Source organism: Afipia sp. GW821-FHT14H12 (genome assembly GCF_058803465.1).
The window spans coordinates 1049656-1064677 of the sequence record NZ_JBXAOZ010000001.1; the positions used below are offsets into that span (position 1 = coordinate 1049656).

A 15022-nucleotide genomic window follows, 5' to 3' on the forward strand; every position below is an offset into this window, starting at 1 on the left:
GCGCAGTGCACGGCTACAGCAACAAATCCGTCAGATGCGAGATCAGCGGAATGTCGGCGGGCGGCATCGGATAGTCGCGCAGTTTATTCGCGCGCACCCAGGCGATCGGCTGGCCTTCGCGGCCTGTCACGGTGCCTTCCCAGCGCCGGCAAATGTAAAGCGGCATCAAAAGATGGAAGGTCTCGTAGGCGTGGCTCGCGAACGTCAGCGGCGCGAGGCAGGATTCCTGCACTGTAATGCCGAGTTCTTCGTGAAGTTCGCGGATCAGCGCAGGCTCGGGCCGCTCGCCCGGCTCGAGCTTGCCGCCGGGAAATTCCCATAGCCCGGCAAGCTGCTTGCCCTCCGGGCGCTGCGCGATCAGCACGCGGTTGTCGGTATCGATCAGCGCGCAGGCGACGACGAAAACCAGTTTCGTGGCGGGCTTGTCCATCACGACCTGTAATCGCCGTTGATCGCGACATATTCCTTGGTGAGGTCGCAGGTCAGCACCCGGTCGCGGCCCTTGCCGAGGCCGAGCGCGACCTTGATGGTGATCTTCGGCTGCTTCATCAGCGATGACACTTCCGCTTCGTCATAGGATGGATCGCGCATGCCCTTGTGGGCGACACGCACGCCGTTGAAGTAGATCGCGAGCTTATCACGATTGGCGGGCTCGCCGGCTTTTCCGACAGCCATCACCACGCGGCCCCAATTGGCGTCCTCGCCTGCGATCGCGGTCTTCACCAGCGGCGAGTTCGCGATCGACATCGCAATCTTTCGCGCGGACTTCTTTGAAGTCGCGCCTTCGACCAGCACCTCGACGAGCTTGCGCGCGCCTTCGCCGTCGCGCGCCACCTGCTCGGCGAGATCGGCGAGCACGGCGCGGAAGGCTTTCACGAAGGCCTTCAGGCGCGGGTCGGATGCGCGGGTGATTTTCGGCGCGTTTGTCGCGGTGCCGGTGGCGAACGCGAGCAGGGTATCGGAGGTCGAGGTGTCGCCGTCGATCGTCACCGCGTTGAACGTGTCCTCGACGCCGCTCTTGAGCAGCGCCTGCAATGCGGTGGCTGAAATCGGCGCGTCGGTGAACACGAAGGACAGCATCGTCGCCATGTCGGGCGCGATCATGCCCGCGCCCTTAGCGATGCCGTTGATGGTGACCTTGGCCTTGCCGAGTTTCACGGTTCTGGTCGCGAGCTTCGGGAAGGTATCGGTGGTCATGATGGCGCGCGCGGCCTCATTCCAGCCGCCGGGTTCTGCCTTCTGCGCGAGGTCGTCGAGGACGCCGTTGAACTTGGTGGCGTCGAGCGGCTCGCCGATGACGCCGGTGGAAGCGAGGAAAATCTGGTCGGCGCTGCCGCTGGTCGCGCTTGACGCGATCTTCGCGGTCAGCGCGGTCGCGGTCTTGCCGGTCTTGCCAGTGAAGGCGTTGGCGTTGCCGGAATTCACCACCAGTGCGCGGGCAACACCCTTCTTCAGTTTGGCGCGGCACCAGTCGACGGCGGCACTCGGACATTTTGATTTGGTGAAGACGCCTGCGACCGTGGTGCCCTTGTCGAACAGCGCCAGCAGCACGTCGGTGCGGCCCTGATAGCGGATGCCTGCGGCGGCGGTTGCGAGCCTGACGCCGTCGATGACCGGCAGTTCGGGGACGGAGGTCGGTGCGAGGGGGGAGACGGCGGTCGACATGAGATGGGATGCCTTGATGTCCAGGATCGAACGTGAGCGGCCGGTTTGGGCCATACACGTCTTACATCCTTGTCGATGAAGGCTCCAAGACCTGATGTTTAAAAGACCTGATGTTTAAAACGTGCATGCCCGGCACAAGGCCGGGCATGATGTCAAACCACCATAGGGAGCTTTGCGAAGTCGATTTACTTCTTCGCGGGTGCCGCCGGTGCGGCCTTCGGATCGGCGGGCTTGGCCGCGTCGGTCTTCTGGTCGAGCCGTTCGATCTTGGCGTCCGAGCGCAGCTTGGCGACGTACTCGGCCTGCGCCTTGCGGATGACGAAGGCTTCAAGCTGCGGCTTCACCTGTTCGAAGGGCGGAGCCTTGCGGGCGCGCTTGTCCTCGACCTTGATGACGTGCCAGCCGAACTGCGACTTCACCGGTTCGGAGATCTTGCCGGGCTCCAGCGCAAAAGCGGCGGCGGAGAATTCCGGCACCATCTGGTCCTTGGTGAAGTAGCCGAGGTCGCCGCCATCGGATGCACCCGGGTCCTTCGATTTCTTCTTCGCGAGTTCGGCGAAATCGGCGCCCTTCTTCAGTTCGGCGATGATCTCCTTGGCCTCGGCCTCGGTCCCGACCAGGATGTGACGGGCGTGAACTTCCTGCTCGCCGGAAATCTGCTTGGCGGCGTCGTCATAGACCTTCTTCAGGGCCGCGTCGGTGACGGCTGCCTTGCCCTCCTGATCGAGCAGGGTGTCCATCAGGAGCCGGCTGCGGGTGAAGGCGAGCTTCTGCTTGAAGTCCGGCGTGTCGGCGATCTTCTTGTCTTCCGCGGCCTTGGCCACGAGTTTCAGGTCGATCAGGAGCTGCACGACGCTGGCCTGGCGGGAGGCCGGGTCGAGCTGGGCGAGGCTCGGGCCGATGTCCTTTTCCGCAGCGGTGACATCGCTTTGCCGGATCTCGGACCCGTTAACCTTGGCGAGGACAGGATTGTCGTCGGCGCGCAGCGGCTGGGCCGCCATCAGGGTCATGGCCATGCAAAGCGCGGCGGTCGAGAGCAGGCCAAGGCGCACGGCAGATGTCGTGCGGGTCGGGAGGGTCATGGAATATCCTTTTCTGATCAAAAGCGGAGAACAGCGAAGTCGCGGGACACTCGCTCAACCGCCCGCCGATGGCAACGCGAAAACCCGTCAAAATCATGAAATCCTTGAGAGGTTGGCGCGTTGACAAGCCCTTGGGGGACCCATATCTCTCCCGGCAACCGGCTTTTGGCGCAGGGGTTTTTACCGCGCGCCCTTGGACTGGTGATCTTCAGCATTTTGCTGCTCCACACCCTGCAGGCATCCGCCCGCAAGGACCGGTCGCAAAAAGGCCATGCGTGCAGTCTTGATGACGGATGGCCTTAACGGACGATCCGGCTTCGGGGTCGCAAGTCAAACTGACAGACGGGATTAAACGATGATCGGCGCGCTCGCCCGCAAATTATTCGGCTCCGCCAACGACCGGCGGGTGAAGGGATATCAGGCGAGGGTCGATGCCATCAATGCGCTGGAGCCTGAGCTTGTCGCGCTCTCCGATGAGGCGCTGAAGGCGCGCACCGCGGAGTTCAAAGAGCAACTCGCAGGCGGCAAGACGCTCGACGACATTCTCGTTCCGGCATTCGCCACCGTGCGCGAGGCTGCCAAGCGCACGCTTGGCCAGCGCCATTTCGACGTGCAGTTGATCGGCGGCATGGTGCTGCACGAGGGCGACATCGCCGAGATGAAGACCGGCGAAGGCAAGACGCTGGTGGCGACGCTTGCGGTCTACCTCAACGCGCTCGCGGGCAAGGGTGTCCATGTCGTCACCGTCAACGATTACCTCGCCAAGCGTGACGCCGAATGGATGGCGCAGGTGTACGGCTTCCTCGGCCTCACCACCGGCATCATCGTCCACGGCCTCGACGACGCCGAGCGGCAGGCGGCCTACGCCTGTGACATCACCTACGGTACTAACAACGAATACGGTTTCGACTATCTGCGCGACAACATGAAGTATCGGCTGGAGGACATGGTCCAGCGCGAGCACTTCTTCGCCATCGTCGACGAAGTCGACTCGATCCTGATCGACGAAGCGCGCACCCCGCTCATCATTTCCGGTCCGCTCGACGACCGCTCCGAATTCTACAATACCATCGACACCTTCATGCCGAGCCTCGAGAAGGTCACGGATTTTGAGGTCGACGAGAAACAGCGCACGGTGACGCTCACCGAGGCGGGTATGGAAAAGATCGAGACGCTGTTGCGCGACGCTGGGCAGCTCAAGGGCGAGTCACTCTACGACGTCGAGAACGTTTCCGTCGTCCATCACGTCAATCAGGCGCTACGCGCCCACTCGCTGTTCACGCGTGACAAGGACTACATCGTGCGCGATGGCGAGGTCGTCATCATCGACGAGTTCACCGGCCGCATGATGCCGGGCCGCCGCTATTCCGAAGGTTTGCATCAGGCGCTGGAGGCGAAGGAGCACCAGCCGGTGCAGCCGGAGAACCAGACGCTCGCCTCGATCACGTTCCAGAACTACTTCCGCATGTACAAGAAGCTCGCGGGCATGACCGGCACCGCGGCGACGGAAGCGGACGAATTCTACGACATCTACAAATTAGAGGTGGTCGAGATTCCGACCAACCTGCCGATCGCGCGTCTCGACGAGGATGACGAGGTCTATCGCACCTCGCGGGAGAAATACGCGGCGATCCTCGCCGAGATCGAACGCGCGAATTCGCGGATGCAGCCTGTTCTGGTCGGCACCGCATCCATCGAGAAGTCCGAGGTGCTGGCCGACTTCCTCAAGGAGCACGGCTACAAGCAGATCGATTTTGCCAATCCGAAATCGATGGCCAAGCTCTATGACGCGGCGCGCGCGGGCAAGCCGTCGAAACTGTTCGCGGTGCTGAACGCGCGCTTCCATGAGCAGGAAGCCTACATCGTGGCCGAAGCGGGCGTGCCGGGCGCGATCACCATCGCGACCAACATGGCGGGTCGCGGCACCGACATTAAACTCGGCGGCTCGCTGGAAATGCGCGCAGCCGCCGCGACCGCTGGTATCGAGGATGCGGCGGAGAAAGAAAAGATCGTCGAGGGCATCAAGGCCGATATCGAGAAATTCAAGACCATGGTGCTCGCGGCGGAGGAAACCGTCGAACTCGATCCCGGCAAGCCCGGCGGTAAGACGATCCAGAAGCCGGGCGGTCTCTATATCATCGGCTCCGAGCGCCACGAGTCTCGCCGCATTGATAACCAGTTGCGCGGCCGCGCCGGCCGTCAGGGCGACCCCGGCCGCACCAAGTTCTACCTGTCGCTCGACGACGACCTGATGCGCATTTTTGGCTCGGACCGCCTCGACAGCATGCTGCAGCGCCTCGGCCTCAAGGAAGGCGAGGCGATCATCCATCCGTGGATCAACAAGGCGCTGGAAAAGGCGCAGCAGAAGGTCGAGGCGCGCAACTTCGACATCCGCAAGAACCTGCTGAAATACGACGACGTGCAGAACGATCAGCGCAAGGTGATCTTCGAACAGCGCATCGATCTGATGCGCGACCAGAGCGTCAGCGAAACCGTCACCGACATGCGCCATGGCCTGATCGAAGGTCTGATCGCCAAGCACATCCCCGAGCATGCCTATGCCGAGCAGTGGGATGTTGCCGGGCTGCATGAGGAACTGAAGCGCGTGCTCGATCTCGATCTGCCGGTCGAGGACTGGGCCAAGGAAGAAGGCATCGCCGACGAGGAGATGCTGGCGCGGCTTGAGAAGCACGTCGACGAACACATGGCGGCGAAGTCCGCGCAGTGGGGTCCCGACGTGATGCGCTACGTCGAGAAGACCATTCTGCTGCAGACGCTCGACCATCTGTGGCGCGAGCATCTCGTGATGCTCGATCATCTGCGTCAGGTGATCGGCCTGCGCGGCTACGGTCAGCGCGATCCGTTGCAGGAGTACAAGTCGGAAGCGTTCGAGCTGTTCGAATCGCTGATCGCGCATTTGCGCGAGGCGGTGACCGCGCAGCTGATGCGCGTCGAGATTGTGCCGCCGGACGAGCAGCCGCCGATGCCGGTGATGGAAGCGCACAAGTTCGATCCGAACACCGGCGAAGACGAGGTGGCGCGCGTGCAGACGGCGATGGCGGCGGCGCAGGTGTCGCCGTCGCAGCGCGATCCGTCCGATCCGGCAACGTGGGGCAAGGTTGGGCGTAACGAGGATTGCCCTTGCGGCTCGGGCAAGAAGTTCAAGCACTGTCACGGCCGCTTCGCGTAAGCGTGCTGCGATTGCTGTGCCAATAAAAAACGCCGGTCGAAGGACCGGCGTTTTTTATTGACGGCTGGGATTGATGCGGCTTACTGGAAGCTCGACCAGCGGCTGTTGAACGAATTGGCGGGCGCGGTGGGTTGTGCGCCGGCGATCGTTTCGGGCGGCACCGGAGCAGAGGACTTCGTTTCCGAAGGCTTGGTCTCGGGCCCGGCCTGTGCCGTGCGGTTGAGCGGAATGATCCGGGGCTCGGGCATCCTGACTTCCGGCGCGCGTGCGGGCGCCACGTTCTTCGCGATGGCCTTCGACTTCGGCGCAGGAGTGGGCTTTGGCGCGGGCGCAGCCTGCGGTTCGGCGGGTTGCTCGCGCTTCCAGCCGACCTTGCTGGCGAGGGCCGAGAAAACATTCGGGCCGCCGGTCTGGCTCGTCGTCTCGGACGAAGAGCTCGTCGCGGCTGTTTCCATCACCGCGCCTTCTGGCGCGCGCGGCGGATTGACGTAAGAGGGGATCGTCCCCGGTGCAGGGCCCGTGGCTGAAATGGTGTAGTCGTTGACGTCGCTCATCGCGATCGATTGGGCGTCCGGCAGTTTGGTGGCGAACACCGGATGCATGCCGCCGTCGATGCCCGCGCGCGACTTCGCGAGCCGTGCGCCATGCGAGATCAGCTCGGCGAGCTTGCTGCGGTCGGCGCGCTCCTTGTCCTGAAGCGCCTGGGCGACTTCCGGGTTGAGCTGATAGGCCGGGCACTTGCCGGTGGGGTTGAAGGTCAGCGGCTTGCCGCCCGGCAGGGGTTCGGCATCGAAGACGTATTTCTTGTCGCAGACATCGACCTTCGGCTCGGTCTTGGTGACCTCGAAGATGTCGTTGCCTTCCTTCAGCATGCGCCAGAACGGCATGTTCGGATTGTCGCGATACTTCGCCATGTTCTGCGGCGTCATCCGGAACGGATAGGCCTGCACCTGGAACGCCGTCTGGCCGCCGAAGAAGGATTCGCGGCCGAGCGAATAGATTTCCGAGATCTGTTCGTCCGTCATCGCGTAGCAGCCGCGCGACGAACAGTCGCCATGCACCATGAGCTGCGAGCCGGTGCGGCCCCAGGCGCGGTCATAGGCGTTCGGATAGCCCATGTTGAAGGAGAGATAGTAGGCCGAGGCCGGGTTCATCTGCCCCGGCGTGATGGAGTAGAAGCCTTCCGGAGTCTGGCGGTCGCCCTCGCGGATCTTCGGGCCGAGATCGCCGGACCAGCGGCAGATCGCATAGGTCTTCAAGAGCGCGAAGCGTCCGCTGCGATCCTGCTTCCAGACTTCGAGTTCGGATTCCTGCTTGAACAGGCGCACCAGGATCGGCGAGCCCTTGTCCATGTTCTTGGCTTCCATCTCGGCCAGGAGTTTTTCAGGAATAGGCTTGGTGGCCTTGGCGCTCTGCGCAAGGTTCTCGCCGTTGCAGCCGGCCAGTAAAGTGCCGGTCGCCAAGGCTGCGGAAACCATCAATGCGCGGATGAGGGAACGGTTGATCAAGATGCACCCTGCGCTTCGGATTCCACGGCGCGAATGCCGCGGCGTGCGGGAACCTGAACGAGCGGATATTTCCGATTATTATCCTTAAAGAACCTTCACCCGCAAGCTGGAGGGGTGTGAGGAACCCGCTCCATAGTGAAAGTAAAGTTAAGTCAAATTTCACGAAAAAGCCACGATTGCGGCGGGACGCCTTCAGCCGAGGCGGCGTCCGATATCGAGAAACTTCTGCCGCCGCTGAGTGCGGATCGCCACCGGATCGAGTGAGCCGAGGTCGCGGAGTGATTGCGCGATGGCATCACCCGTGCGCGCGATCATGTCGGCGGAGTCGCGATGCGCGCCGCCCGGCGGTTCCTTCAGGATCGTGTCGATGATTCCGAACCGTGCGAGGTCCTGCGCGGTGATCTTCAGGTTGGTGGCGGCTTCCTGCGCTTTGGTGGCGTCGCGCCACAGGATCGAGGCCGCGCCTTCCGGCGAGATCACGCTGTAGACCGCATGCTCCAGCATCAGCACTCGGTTGGCGGTGGCGATCGCGATCGCGCCGCCCGAGCCGCCTTCGCCGAGAATGACGGCGACGTTCGGCACTGTGAGGTTGAGGCACGCTTCCGTCGAGCGCGCGATGGCTTCGGCCTGTCCGCGCTCCTCCGCGCCGATGCCGGGATAGGCGCCTGCGGTGTCGACGAGTGACAGCACCGGAATGCCGAAGCGGTCGGCCATCTCCATCAGCCGCACGGCCTTGCGATAGCCCTCGGGGCGCGCCATGCCGAAATTGTGCTTGAGACGGCTCTCGGTGGTGGAGCCTTTCTCCTGGCCGAGGATGCAGACGCTTTCGCCGCGGAAACGTCCGAAGCCGCCGATCATGGCATCGTCGTCGCTGAATTTGCGGTCACCCGCGAGCGGCGTGAATTCGGTGATGAGGCCTGCGATATAATCGACGCAATGCGGCCGCTGCGGATGCCGCGCGACCTGCGTCTTCTGCCACGGTGTCAGGTTGGCGTAGAGATCGTGCAGCGCGATCTTCGCCTTGTCCTCGATCCGCGAAATTTCCTCGCCGATGTCGCTGCCACCGGCTGCGAGCGTGCGCAACTCGTCGATCTTCGAATCGAGTTCGGCGACGGGCTTTTCGAAGTCGAGATAGCTGCGGATCGGATCGGCCATGAAAACAAATATAGGATGGAATGAAGGGATGTGTGCGGCGGGCGGAAACTGGACTTAGGACCCTCTCAAGTCAAGCGCGGCGGAACGAAAGATAAACGCCTGATATATTTGAAATATTATTTTTCGGCGAGCGGGTGAAGATCGCGCACCAGACTCTTCAATCTCTCCTCCGCCACATGGGTATAGATTTGCGTCGTGGAGATATCGGTATGGCCGAGCAGCGTCTGGACGATACGCAGGTCGGCGCCGTTGTGCAGCAGGTGGCTTGCGAAGGCATGGCGTAGCACGTGCGGGCTGATAAGACGGGGAGAAATTCCAGCCGCGACCGCAAGCTCTTTCAGATCGCGTGCAAAATGCTGCCGTGTCAGATGTCCGCTTTCTCCCGAGGACGGAAACAGCCATTTTGAAGCGGGTTCAGATTTGGCCTTCTCGCCCTTTTCCTCCTTGGCGGTACCGGCGGCAGCGAGGTAGGCGGCCATTGCATCGCGTGAACTCTGGTTGAGCGGAACGAGGCGTTCCTTGTCGCCCTTGCCGCGCACCACGATCATTCGTGCATCGCGCCGCGCCGCTGACAGCGGCAATGCCACCAGTTCCGAGACGCGCAAGCCGGTAGCGTAGAGCACTTCGAGCAGGCACCACAGCCGCATCGCGCGCACCTTCTGGAGTGGCGGCTGGTCGCGGTCCGCGAACTCACGGGCCTTGCCAAGCAACCGGTCGACGTCGGCGATGGACAAAACTTTCGGCAGCGCGCGGCCGCGCTTGGGGCCGGAGAGGATCGCGGCGGGATCGTCGGTTCGCTTGCGCTCGTTGAGCAGGAAACGAAACAGATGTCGCATCGACGATAGCCGCCGCGCGACGCTTGAGGATTTGAAGCCGCGCTGGTCGAGGTCGGCGAGGTAGTCGCGTAGAACCTGCGTATCGGCGTGCGCAAAATCCTGTTTGGCGCGTGCGAGGAAGGCTGCGAGATCCTCGAGGTCGCTGCGATAGGCGTTGAGCGTGTTGTCGCCCGCGCCTTGTTCGGCGGCGAGCATGTCGAGGAACAGATCGATCGTTCTTGCGTCGGAGGATGCGGCCATCACGCCTCCCGCCCGTTACTTCTTCTGGAACTTGTCCGGAGAGATGTTGATCGTCATCTCGCGGGGCGTCGGCTTGACGAAATTCGCCAGCGCGTACACGGCGCCATAAATGAGGCCGCCGATGATCGCGATCACGCTCAGGAAGCGAAACAGACTTGGCATTGGCTCTCGGCGTTGGTCTTCTGCCGTCCCATCTCCGGCCGCCCGGGCAATCTCGGAGCGTTAACGACATCCACCATGTTCGGGCCGTTTCAGCAAGCCTTCCATAATGTCCCCTATGGCAAGGCGGCCGAAGGCGGTAAGATGGCTGCATATGAGCCCTGACGAGCCTGCGGAAATGCCCGAAATCCTTGCCCGGCAAGGTGTTGCCCAGAACCAGATCGCCGACATCCTGTCGGCGCTCGGGCCGAGGGCGATTGTCTTTGTGGGCATGATGGGATCGGGAAAATCCACCGTCGGGCGGCGGCTGGCCGCGCGTCTGCGGTTGCCGTTCGTCGATGCCGATCATGAGATCGAAACGCGGCACGGCGGCATGACGATCACCGAGATTTTCGCGAATCACGGCGAGCCGTATTTCCGCGAGGGCGAGGCCAAGGTGATCTCGGCGCTGCTCGATGGCGGCGCGCAGGTGCTCGCGACCGGCGGCGGCGCCTTCCTGCGCGAGGATACGCGCGCGCGAATTCGCGACAAGGCGGTATCGATCTGGTTGAAAGCGGATGGGCCGACCGTGCTGCGCAGGGTGAAGCGGCGCTCCGATCGCCCGCTGCTGCAGACCGAGGACCCGGCCGCGACCATCGAGCGCCTGATTGCCGCACGCGAGCCGTTCTACGGCCTCGCCGATATTTCCATCGTGTCGCGCGACGTGCCGCACGATAAAATTGTCGATGAATGCATCGATGCTCTCCATGAATATTTGTGCGGAACGCCTATCGCTTTCGCAAATAAGACTTAAATAGGATACCGATGCCCGCCGCCGCTGAAACCAAATCCCGTTCCGACGATACGACGATGCTTGAGGTCGGCCTCGGTGCGCGTTCGTACAACATCGCGATCGGGCGCGGTCTGCTGCCCTCGCTCGGTGAACGCATCAAGGCGCTCCGGCCCGGCGCGCGTACTGCCATCGTCACCGACCGCACGGTGGCGAAGCACTGGCTGGCCCCGGCGATGGATGCGCTTCAGTCCGCTGGCGTTGAAGCGGCGCAGCCGATCATCGTCGAGGATGGCGAAGGATCAAAAAGCTACGGCGTGCTTGAGGATGTCAGTGAAGGGCTGATCGCGGCCAAAATCGAACGCAACGATCTCGTGGTCGCGCTCGGCGGTGGCGTGGTCGGCGATCTCGCAGGTTTTGCGAGCGCCATCGTGCGCCGCGGCGTCGATTTCGTGCAGGTGCCGACCTCACTGCTCGCGCAGGTCGATTCTTCCGTCGGAGGTAAGACCGGGATCAATTCGCCGAAGGGCAAGAATTTGATCGGCGCATTCCATCAGCCGATTCTAGTGCTGGCCGACACCGCCGTGCTCGACACGCTGTCGCCGCGCCAGTTTCGCGCGGGCTATGCGGAAGTCGCGAAATACGGGCTGCTCGGCGATCTCGGTTTCTTCGAATGGCTCGAGAAAAATCACGACGGGATTTTCTCAGGGAATACGGCGCGCGAACATGCGGTCGCCGCAAGCTGCCGCGCCAAGGCGGGGATCGTCGCGCGCGACGAGTTTGAGACCGGCGAGCGCGCGTTGCTCAACCTCGGCCATACCTTCGGCCACGCGCTGGAAGCCGCGACCGGATTTTCCGATCGTCTGTTCCATGGCGAGGGTGTTGCCGTCGGCATGACGCTTGCCGCGGAATTTTCCGCGCGGCGCGGGATGATTTCTCAGAACGACGTGGCGCGCGTACAGGCGCATCTGGCTGCCGTCGGCCTGCCGACGCGGTTGCAGGATATCGCAGGCTTCACCCAGGAAGGTGTCGGCGATGCGGATGCGCTGCTGTCGCTGATGTTCCAGGACAAGAAGGTCAAGCGCGGCAAGCTCACCTTTATCTTGTTGGAACAGCTTGGCCGCGCCGTCATCGTCAACGATGTCGACCCGGCGTCGGTGCGCGATTTCCTGAGCGAGAAACTGTCGCAAAAACCCAACTGATGAGCATGGGCTGGATCACGTTCTCCATCGTTATTGCCTGTCTGCTGGTCTCCGCATTCTTCTCGGCGAGCGAGACCGCGCTGACCGGTTCGTCCCGCGCGAGCATGCTGCGGCTGAAGACGCAGGGCAGCAGTCAGGCCGGCATCGTCACGCGGCTGCTTGAGAACCGCGAGCGCATGATCGGCGCGCTGCTGGTCGGCAATAACCTTGCAAACATCGGCGCGTCCGCGCTCGCCACCGGCGTGTTCACGGCATGGTTCGGCGAGGTCGGCGTGTTGTACGCGACCGGCGTGATGTCGGCGCTGGTCATCATTTTTGCCGAAGTGCTGCCGAAGACGGTGGCGATCAATGCGCCGGATCGGGTCTCGCTGCTGGTCGCGCGGCCGATGCAGTGGGTCCTGCTGATCCTCAGCCCGCTCCTCACCGTGATCGACGTGGTGGTGCGGCTGTTGATGAAGCTGCTGCGTATTCCGATCGGCGCGCACCAGAACCTGTTGTCGCCGACCGAACGGCTGCGCGGCGCGGTCGATCTCATGCATCATGAGGGCGGTGTGGAGAAGCAGGACCGCGACATGCTCGGCGGCCTGCTCGACCTCAAAGACCTCGATGTCTCCGACGTCATGGTCCACCGCACCGAGATGGTGATGATCAACGCCGACCTGCCGGCGGAAGAACTGGTGCGCGAAGTGCTCGCCACCGAATACACCCGCATCCCGCTGTGGCGCGACAAGCCGGAGAACATCATCGGCGTGTTGCACGCCAAGGATTTGTTGCGCGCGATCCGGGTGACGGAAGGCGATACCTCCAAGGTCGATGTCAGCGCGATCGCATTGCCGCCATGGTTCGTGCCGGAAATGCGGCCGTTGTCGGAGCAGCTGAAGGCTTTCCGCCGCCGCAAGACGCATTTCGCGCTGGTGGTGGATGAGTACGGCGAAGTGGAAGGCCTCGTCACGCTGGAGGACATTCTGGAGGAAATCGTCGGTGACATTTCCGACGAGCACGATGTCGTCGTGGCCGGCGTGCGCGTTCAGCCCGACGGTTCGGTGATCGTGGACGGCACGGTTCCGATCCGCGATCTCAACCGCGCGATGGACTGGAAGCTACCGGACGAGGAGGCAACGACCATTGCGGGCCTCGTCATTCATGAGGCGCGTTCGATCCCGGACCGTGGCCAGATCTTCACCTTCCACGGTTTTCGTTTCCGGGTGCTCCGCCGCGAGCGCAATCGCATCACCGCGCTGCGCATCTTCCCGCTGCCGCCGGCAACGGACGAGCCGATGCCGCGCCGTGCGGGCCGGGCGTTCAGTTTTTTCTAGGATTTACGGCAGAATGCGCGGCTATTCGCCGGGCGCCAGCGTCTTCAGCGCCAGCGCATGAACGCCACCCGCGAGATCGTCCGCCAGAATCGCGTTTATCATCCGGTGGCGCTCGACGCGGCTCTTCCCTTCGAAGGCGCGAGACACAATATGAACCCTGAAATGCGTTTCGCCGCCAGGGCGGTGCCCGGCGTGCCCTTCATGCAGATGAGATTCATCGATGACGCTGAGGCTTTCCGGATGGAAAGCGTCGGTCAGTTTTTTGGCGATCGTGTCTTTGGCGGTCATGATATGCGCAATATCGTGCGTTATTGAGCGCCGTCAATGCGCTTGATGCGCGACCCCTATGATTTGCGGTCTGCGGTCTCGGCGATGTATAGTCCGCGGTTCGCGAAATTCGCGATTTCCCGTCCTCTTGAGCCACGTTGTCCGAGCTGATGTCTTTCGATTCGAAATATTTTGACAAGATCCGCATCAAGCCTGCCGCGAAGGGAAAAGCCCGCGTCAAGGAAGAGGCGGTGATGTGCGAATGGCCGGATTGCAAAAATCCTGCCCCGCATCGTGCGCCGAAGGGCCGTGGCAAGGAGCGCGAATATTGGCACTTCTGTCTCAACCACGTTCGTGAATACAACCAGTCCTATAATTTCTTCTCAGGCATGAGCGACGAGGCGGTCGCGCGTTATCAGAAGGATGCGCAGACCGGCCATCGTCCGACCTGGAAGATGGGCGCGAACACCGGCAAGGGCAAAGGTAAGCCCGGCGTGGAGGACGAGTTCGAGGGTGCGCTCGATCCGTTCGCGATGTTCCAGGAAATGAACGGGCGGGGCCGCTGGCGTCCGGGCCCGGGTGCCAAGGCTGAAACCAAGACCGAAACGCGGAAGGTGATGAACGCCGAGCGCAAGGCGCTGCAGGTGATGGGGCTGGGTGCGGACGCGACGCTCGAGATGGTCAAGACGAAATACAGGCTTCTGGTGAAGCAACATCATCCCGACGCCAATGGTGGCGATCGCTCGACCGAGGATCGCCTGATCGAGATCGTCAAGGCGTATAATTATCTGAAGACCGTGGTTCGTCCGTAGGCTGACGGTTATTTGCAGGGCGTGGCGTGCAGTGCACGGCGGCGCGCTCGCCAGCAGCGAAACGCCCATATCGCCGCGCCGATCACGAGCAAGCCGCCGACCAGCGGCAGCGCGTAATGTTCGGCTTTCGCGCCCCATTGTTCGACCGCGGACCCCGCCAGCACGCCGGGCAGGATCATCGCGGGCGCCCAGGCCAGAACGGCCAGGACATCGATGGCGAAGAACTTTGGTGGCGGCATGTCGAGCGCGCCTGCCGTGATCGGCACGAAAGCCCGGATCGGCGGCACGAAGCGGGCGAAGAACACCGCGAACGTGCCGTAGCGCAGGAAGAAGCGCTCGCTCTCCGCGATCAGAGCTGGGTATTTCGACATCGGCCACAGCGACAGCACGCGCCGCTTCTGCGTGTAGCCGAGCCAGTAAGCGAGGCCGTCGCCCAGTGCCGCACCGGCGATGGCGGCAATGAGAATGGGCGCGAGCTTCAGGTTCCCACTTGGCACCAGTGCACTCAAGGCCAGGATCACCGTCGATCCGGGCACGACGGAGCCCGCCAGCGGCACGGCTTCCAGCAGGGCGGATAGGAAAATGACGACATAAGCAACGGCGCCATGCGACGACACAAAGGCGACGATGAGATCGAGATACTGGCTCACGCACGATCCAAAATGTGGAATGAAGGAACGGTCGGACCGCCTATAGGTGGGAACGCAGAGAAGAAAACCAATGCGGGGTTGCAAATCTGCAGGCCCTGCCCGGCAAACATGCGGTACCGGGGGCCCTTCAATAATTCCGATAAATGGACTATGTTTTTGATGTAACGAAAG

General features: G+C 62.6%; 14 protein-coding genes. 5 read left to right on the forward strand and 9 right to left on the reverse strand.

The features are described from left to right. Window positions 1-13 precede the first annotated feature (13 nt). The 3 genes from mutT to AC1RNA_RS05250 form a co-directional block, all read right to left on the reverse strand. A complete protein-coding gene (gene mutT / locus AC1RNA_RS05240; protein ID WP_009338323.1) occupies window positions 14-430 on the reverse strand; it encodes an 8-oxo-dGTP diphosphatase MutT in 417 nt (138 codons plus the stop codon). Next, window positions 430-1665, reverse strand: a complete 1236-nt coding sequence (gene argJ / locus AC1RNA_RS05245; protein WP_040298110.1) for a bifunctional glutamate N-acetyltransferase/amino-acid acetyltransferase ArgJ — start codon at window positions 1663-1665, stop codon at window positions 430-432. Before argJ ends, mutT begins: the two co-directional genes overlap by 1 nt. 185 nt (window positions 1666-1850) lie before the next feature. Then, window positions 1851-2747 carry a peptidylprolyl isomerase gene (locus tag AC1RNA_RS05250; protein WP_009338321.1) on the reverse strand — a complete coding sequence of 299 codons (897 nt, stop codon included), beginning with the start codon at window positions 2745-2747 and terminating at the stop codon, window positions 1851-1853. Between the two features lie 355 nt (window positions 2748-3102). Here AC1RNA_RS05250 and secA point away from each other — a divergent pair, with 355 nt between their 5' ends. After that, window positions 3103-5937: a preprotein translocase subunit SecA gene (gene secA / locus AC1RNA_RS05255; protein ID WP_009338320.1), complete on the forward strand. Its 2835-nt coding sequence runs from the start codon at window positions 3103-3105 to the stop codon at window positions 5935-5937. 80 nt (window positions 5938-6017) lie between these two features. On the opposite strand, the gene AC1RNA_RS05260 is transcribed toward secA, so the two are convergent. The 4 genes from AC1RNA_RS05260 to AC1RNA_RS05275 form a co-directional block, all read right to left on the reverse strand. Then, on the reverse strand, window positions 6018-7445 hold the full coding sequence (locus AC1RNA_RS05260; protein ID WP_009338319.1) for a L,D-transpeptidase family protein: 1428 nt from the start codon (window positions 7443-7445) through the stop codon (window positions 6018-6020). 192 nt (window positions 7446-7637) lie between these two features. Next, the gene (locus AC1RNA_RS05265) at window positions 7638-8600 is read right to left on the reverse strand and encodes an acetyl-CoA carboxylase carboxyltransferase subunit alpha (RefSeq protein WP_009338318.1); all 963 of its coding nucleotides are present in this window, start codon (window positions 8598-8600) and stop codon (window positions 7638-7640) included. A gap of 116 nt (window positions 8601-8716) precedes the next feature. After that, window positions 8717-9676 carry a site-specific tyrosine recombinase XerD gene (gene xerD / locus AC1RNA_RS05270; RefSeq protein ID WP_492950420.1) on the reverse strand — a complete coding sequence of 320 codons (960 nt, stop codon included), beginning with the start codon at window positions 9674-9676 and terminating at the stop codon, window positions 8717-8719. Between the two features lie 15 nt (window positions 9677-9691). Further along, window positions 9692-9838: a hypothetical protein gene (locus tag AC1RNA_RS05275; protein ID WP_009338316.1), complete on the reverse strand. Its 147-nt coding sequence runs from the start codon at window positions 9836-9838 to the stop codon at window positions 9692-9694. Between the two features lie 175 nt (window positions 9839-10013). On the opposite strand from AC1RNA_RS05275, the gene AC1RNA_RS05280 reads away from it, so the two are divergent. The 3 genes from AC1RNA_RS05280 to AC1RNA_RS05290 are packed head-to-tail and all read left to right on the forward strand — an operon-like array spanning window position 10014 to window position 13122. Next, on the forward strand, window positions 10014-10628 hold the full coding sequence (locus AC1RNA_RS05280; protein WP_009338315.1) for a shikimate kinase: 615 nt from the start codon (window positions 10014-10016) through the stop codon (window positions 10626-10628). An 11-nt stretch (window positions 10629-10639) separates the two neighbouring features. Next, window positions 10640-11806, forward strand: coding sequence for a 3-dehydroquinate synthase (gene aroB, locus AC1RNA_RS05285; protein WP_009338314.1), 1167 nt, complete (start codon window positions 10640-10642; stop codon window positions 11804-11806). Window positions 11807-11811: 5 nt separating this feature from the next. Further along, complete coding sequence (locus tag AC1RNA_RS05290) at window positions 11812-13122, forward strand: HlyC/CorC family transporter (RefSeq protein WP_040298107.1); 1311 nt, start codon at window positions 11812-11814, stop codon at window positions 13120-13122. 21 nt (window positions 13123-13143) lie between these two features. Here the strand turns inward: AC1RNA_RS05290 and AC1RNA_RS05295 are convergent, their stop codons facing one another. Further along, on the reverse strand, window positions 13144-13410 hold the full coding sequence (locus tag AC1RNA_RS05295; protein ID WP_009338310.1) for a BolA family protein: 267 nt from the start codon (window positions 13408-13410) through the stop codon (window positions 13144-13146). A 149-nt stretch (window positions 13411-13559) separates the two neighbouring features. Between AC1RNA_RS05295 and AC1RNA_RS05300 the strand changes: the two genes are divergently transcribed. Next, window positions 13560-14201: a J domain-containing protein gene (locus AC1RNA_RS05300; RefSeq protein WP_009338308.1), complete on the forward strand. Its 642-nt coding sequence runs from the start codon at window positions 13560-13562 to the stop codon at window positions 14199-14201. Between the two features lie 8 nt (window positions 14202-14209). On the opposite strand, the gene AC1RNA_RS05305 is transcribed toward AC1RNA_RS05300, so the two are convergent. Next, window positions 14210-14851 carry a DedA family protein gene (locus tag AC1RNA_RS05305; RefSeq protein ID WP_009338306.1) on the reverse strand — a complete coding sequence of 214 codons (642 nt, stop codon included), beginning with the start codon at window positions 14849-14851 and terminating at the stop codon, window positions 14210-14212. Window positions 14852-15022: the final 171 nt, after the last annotated feature.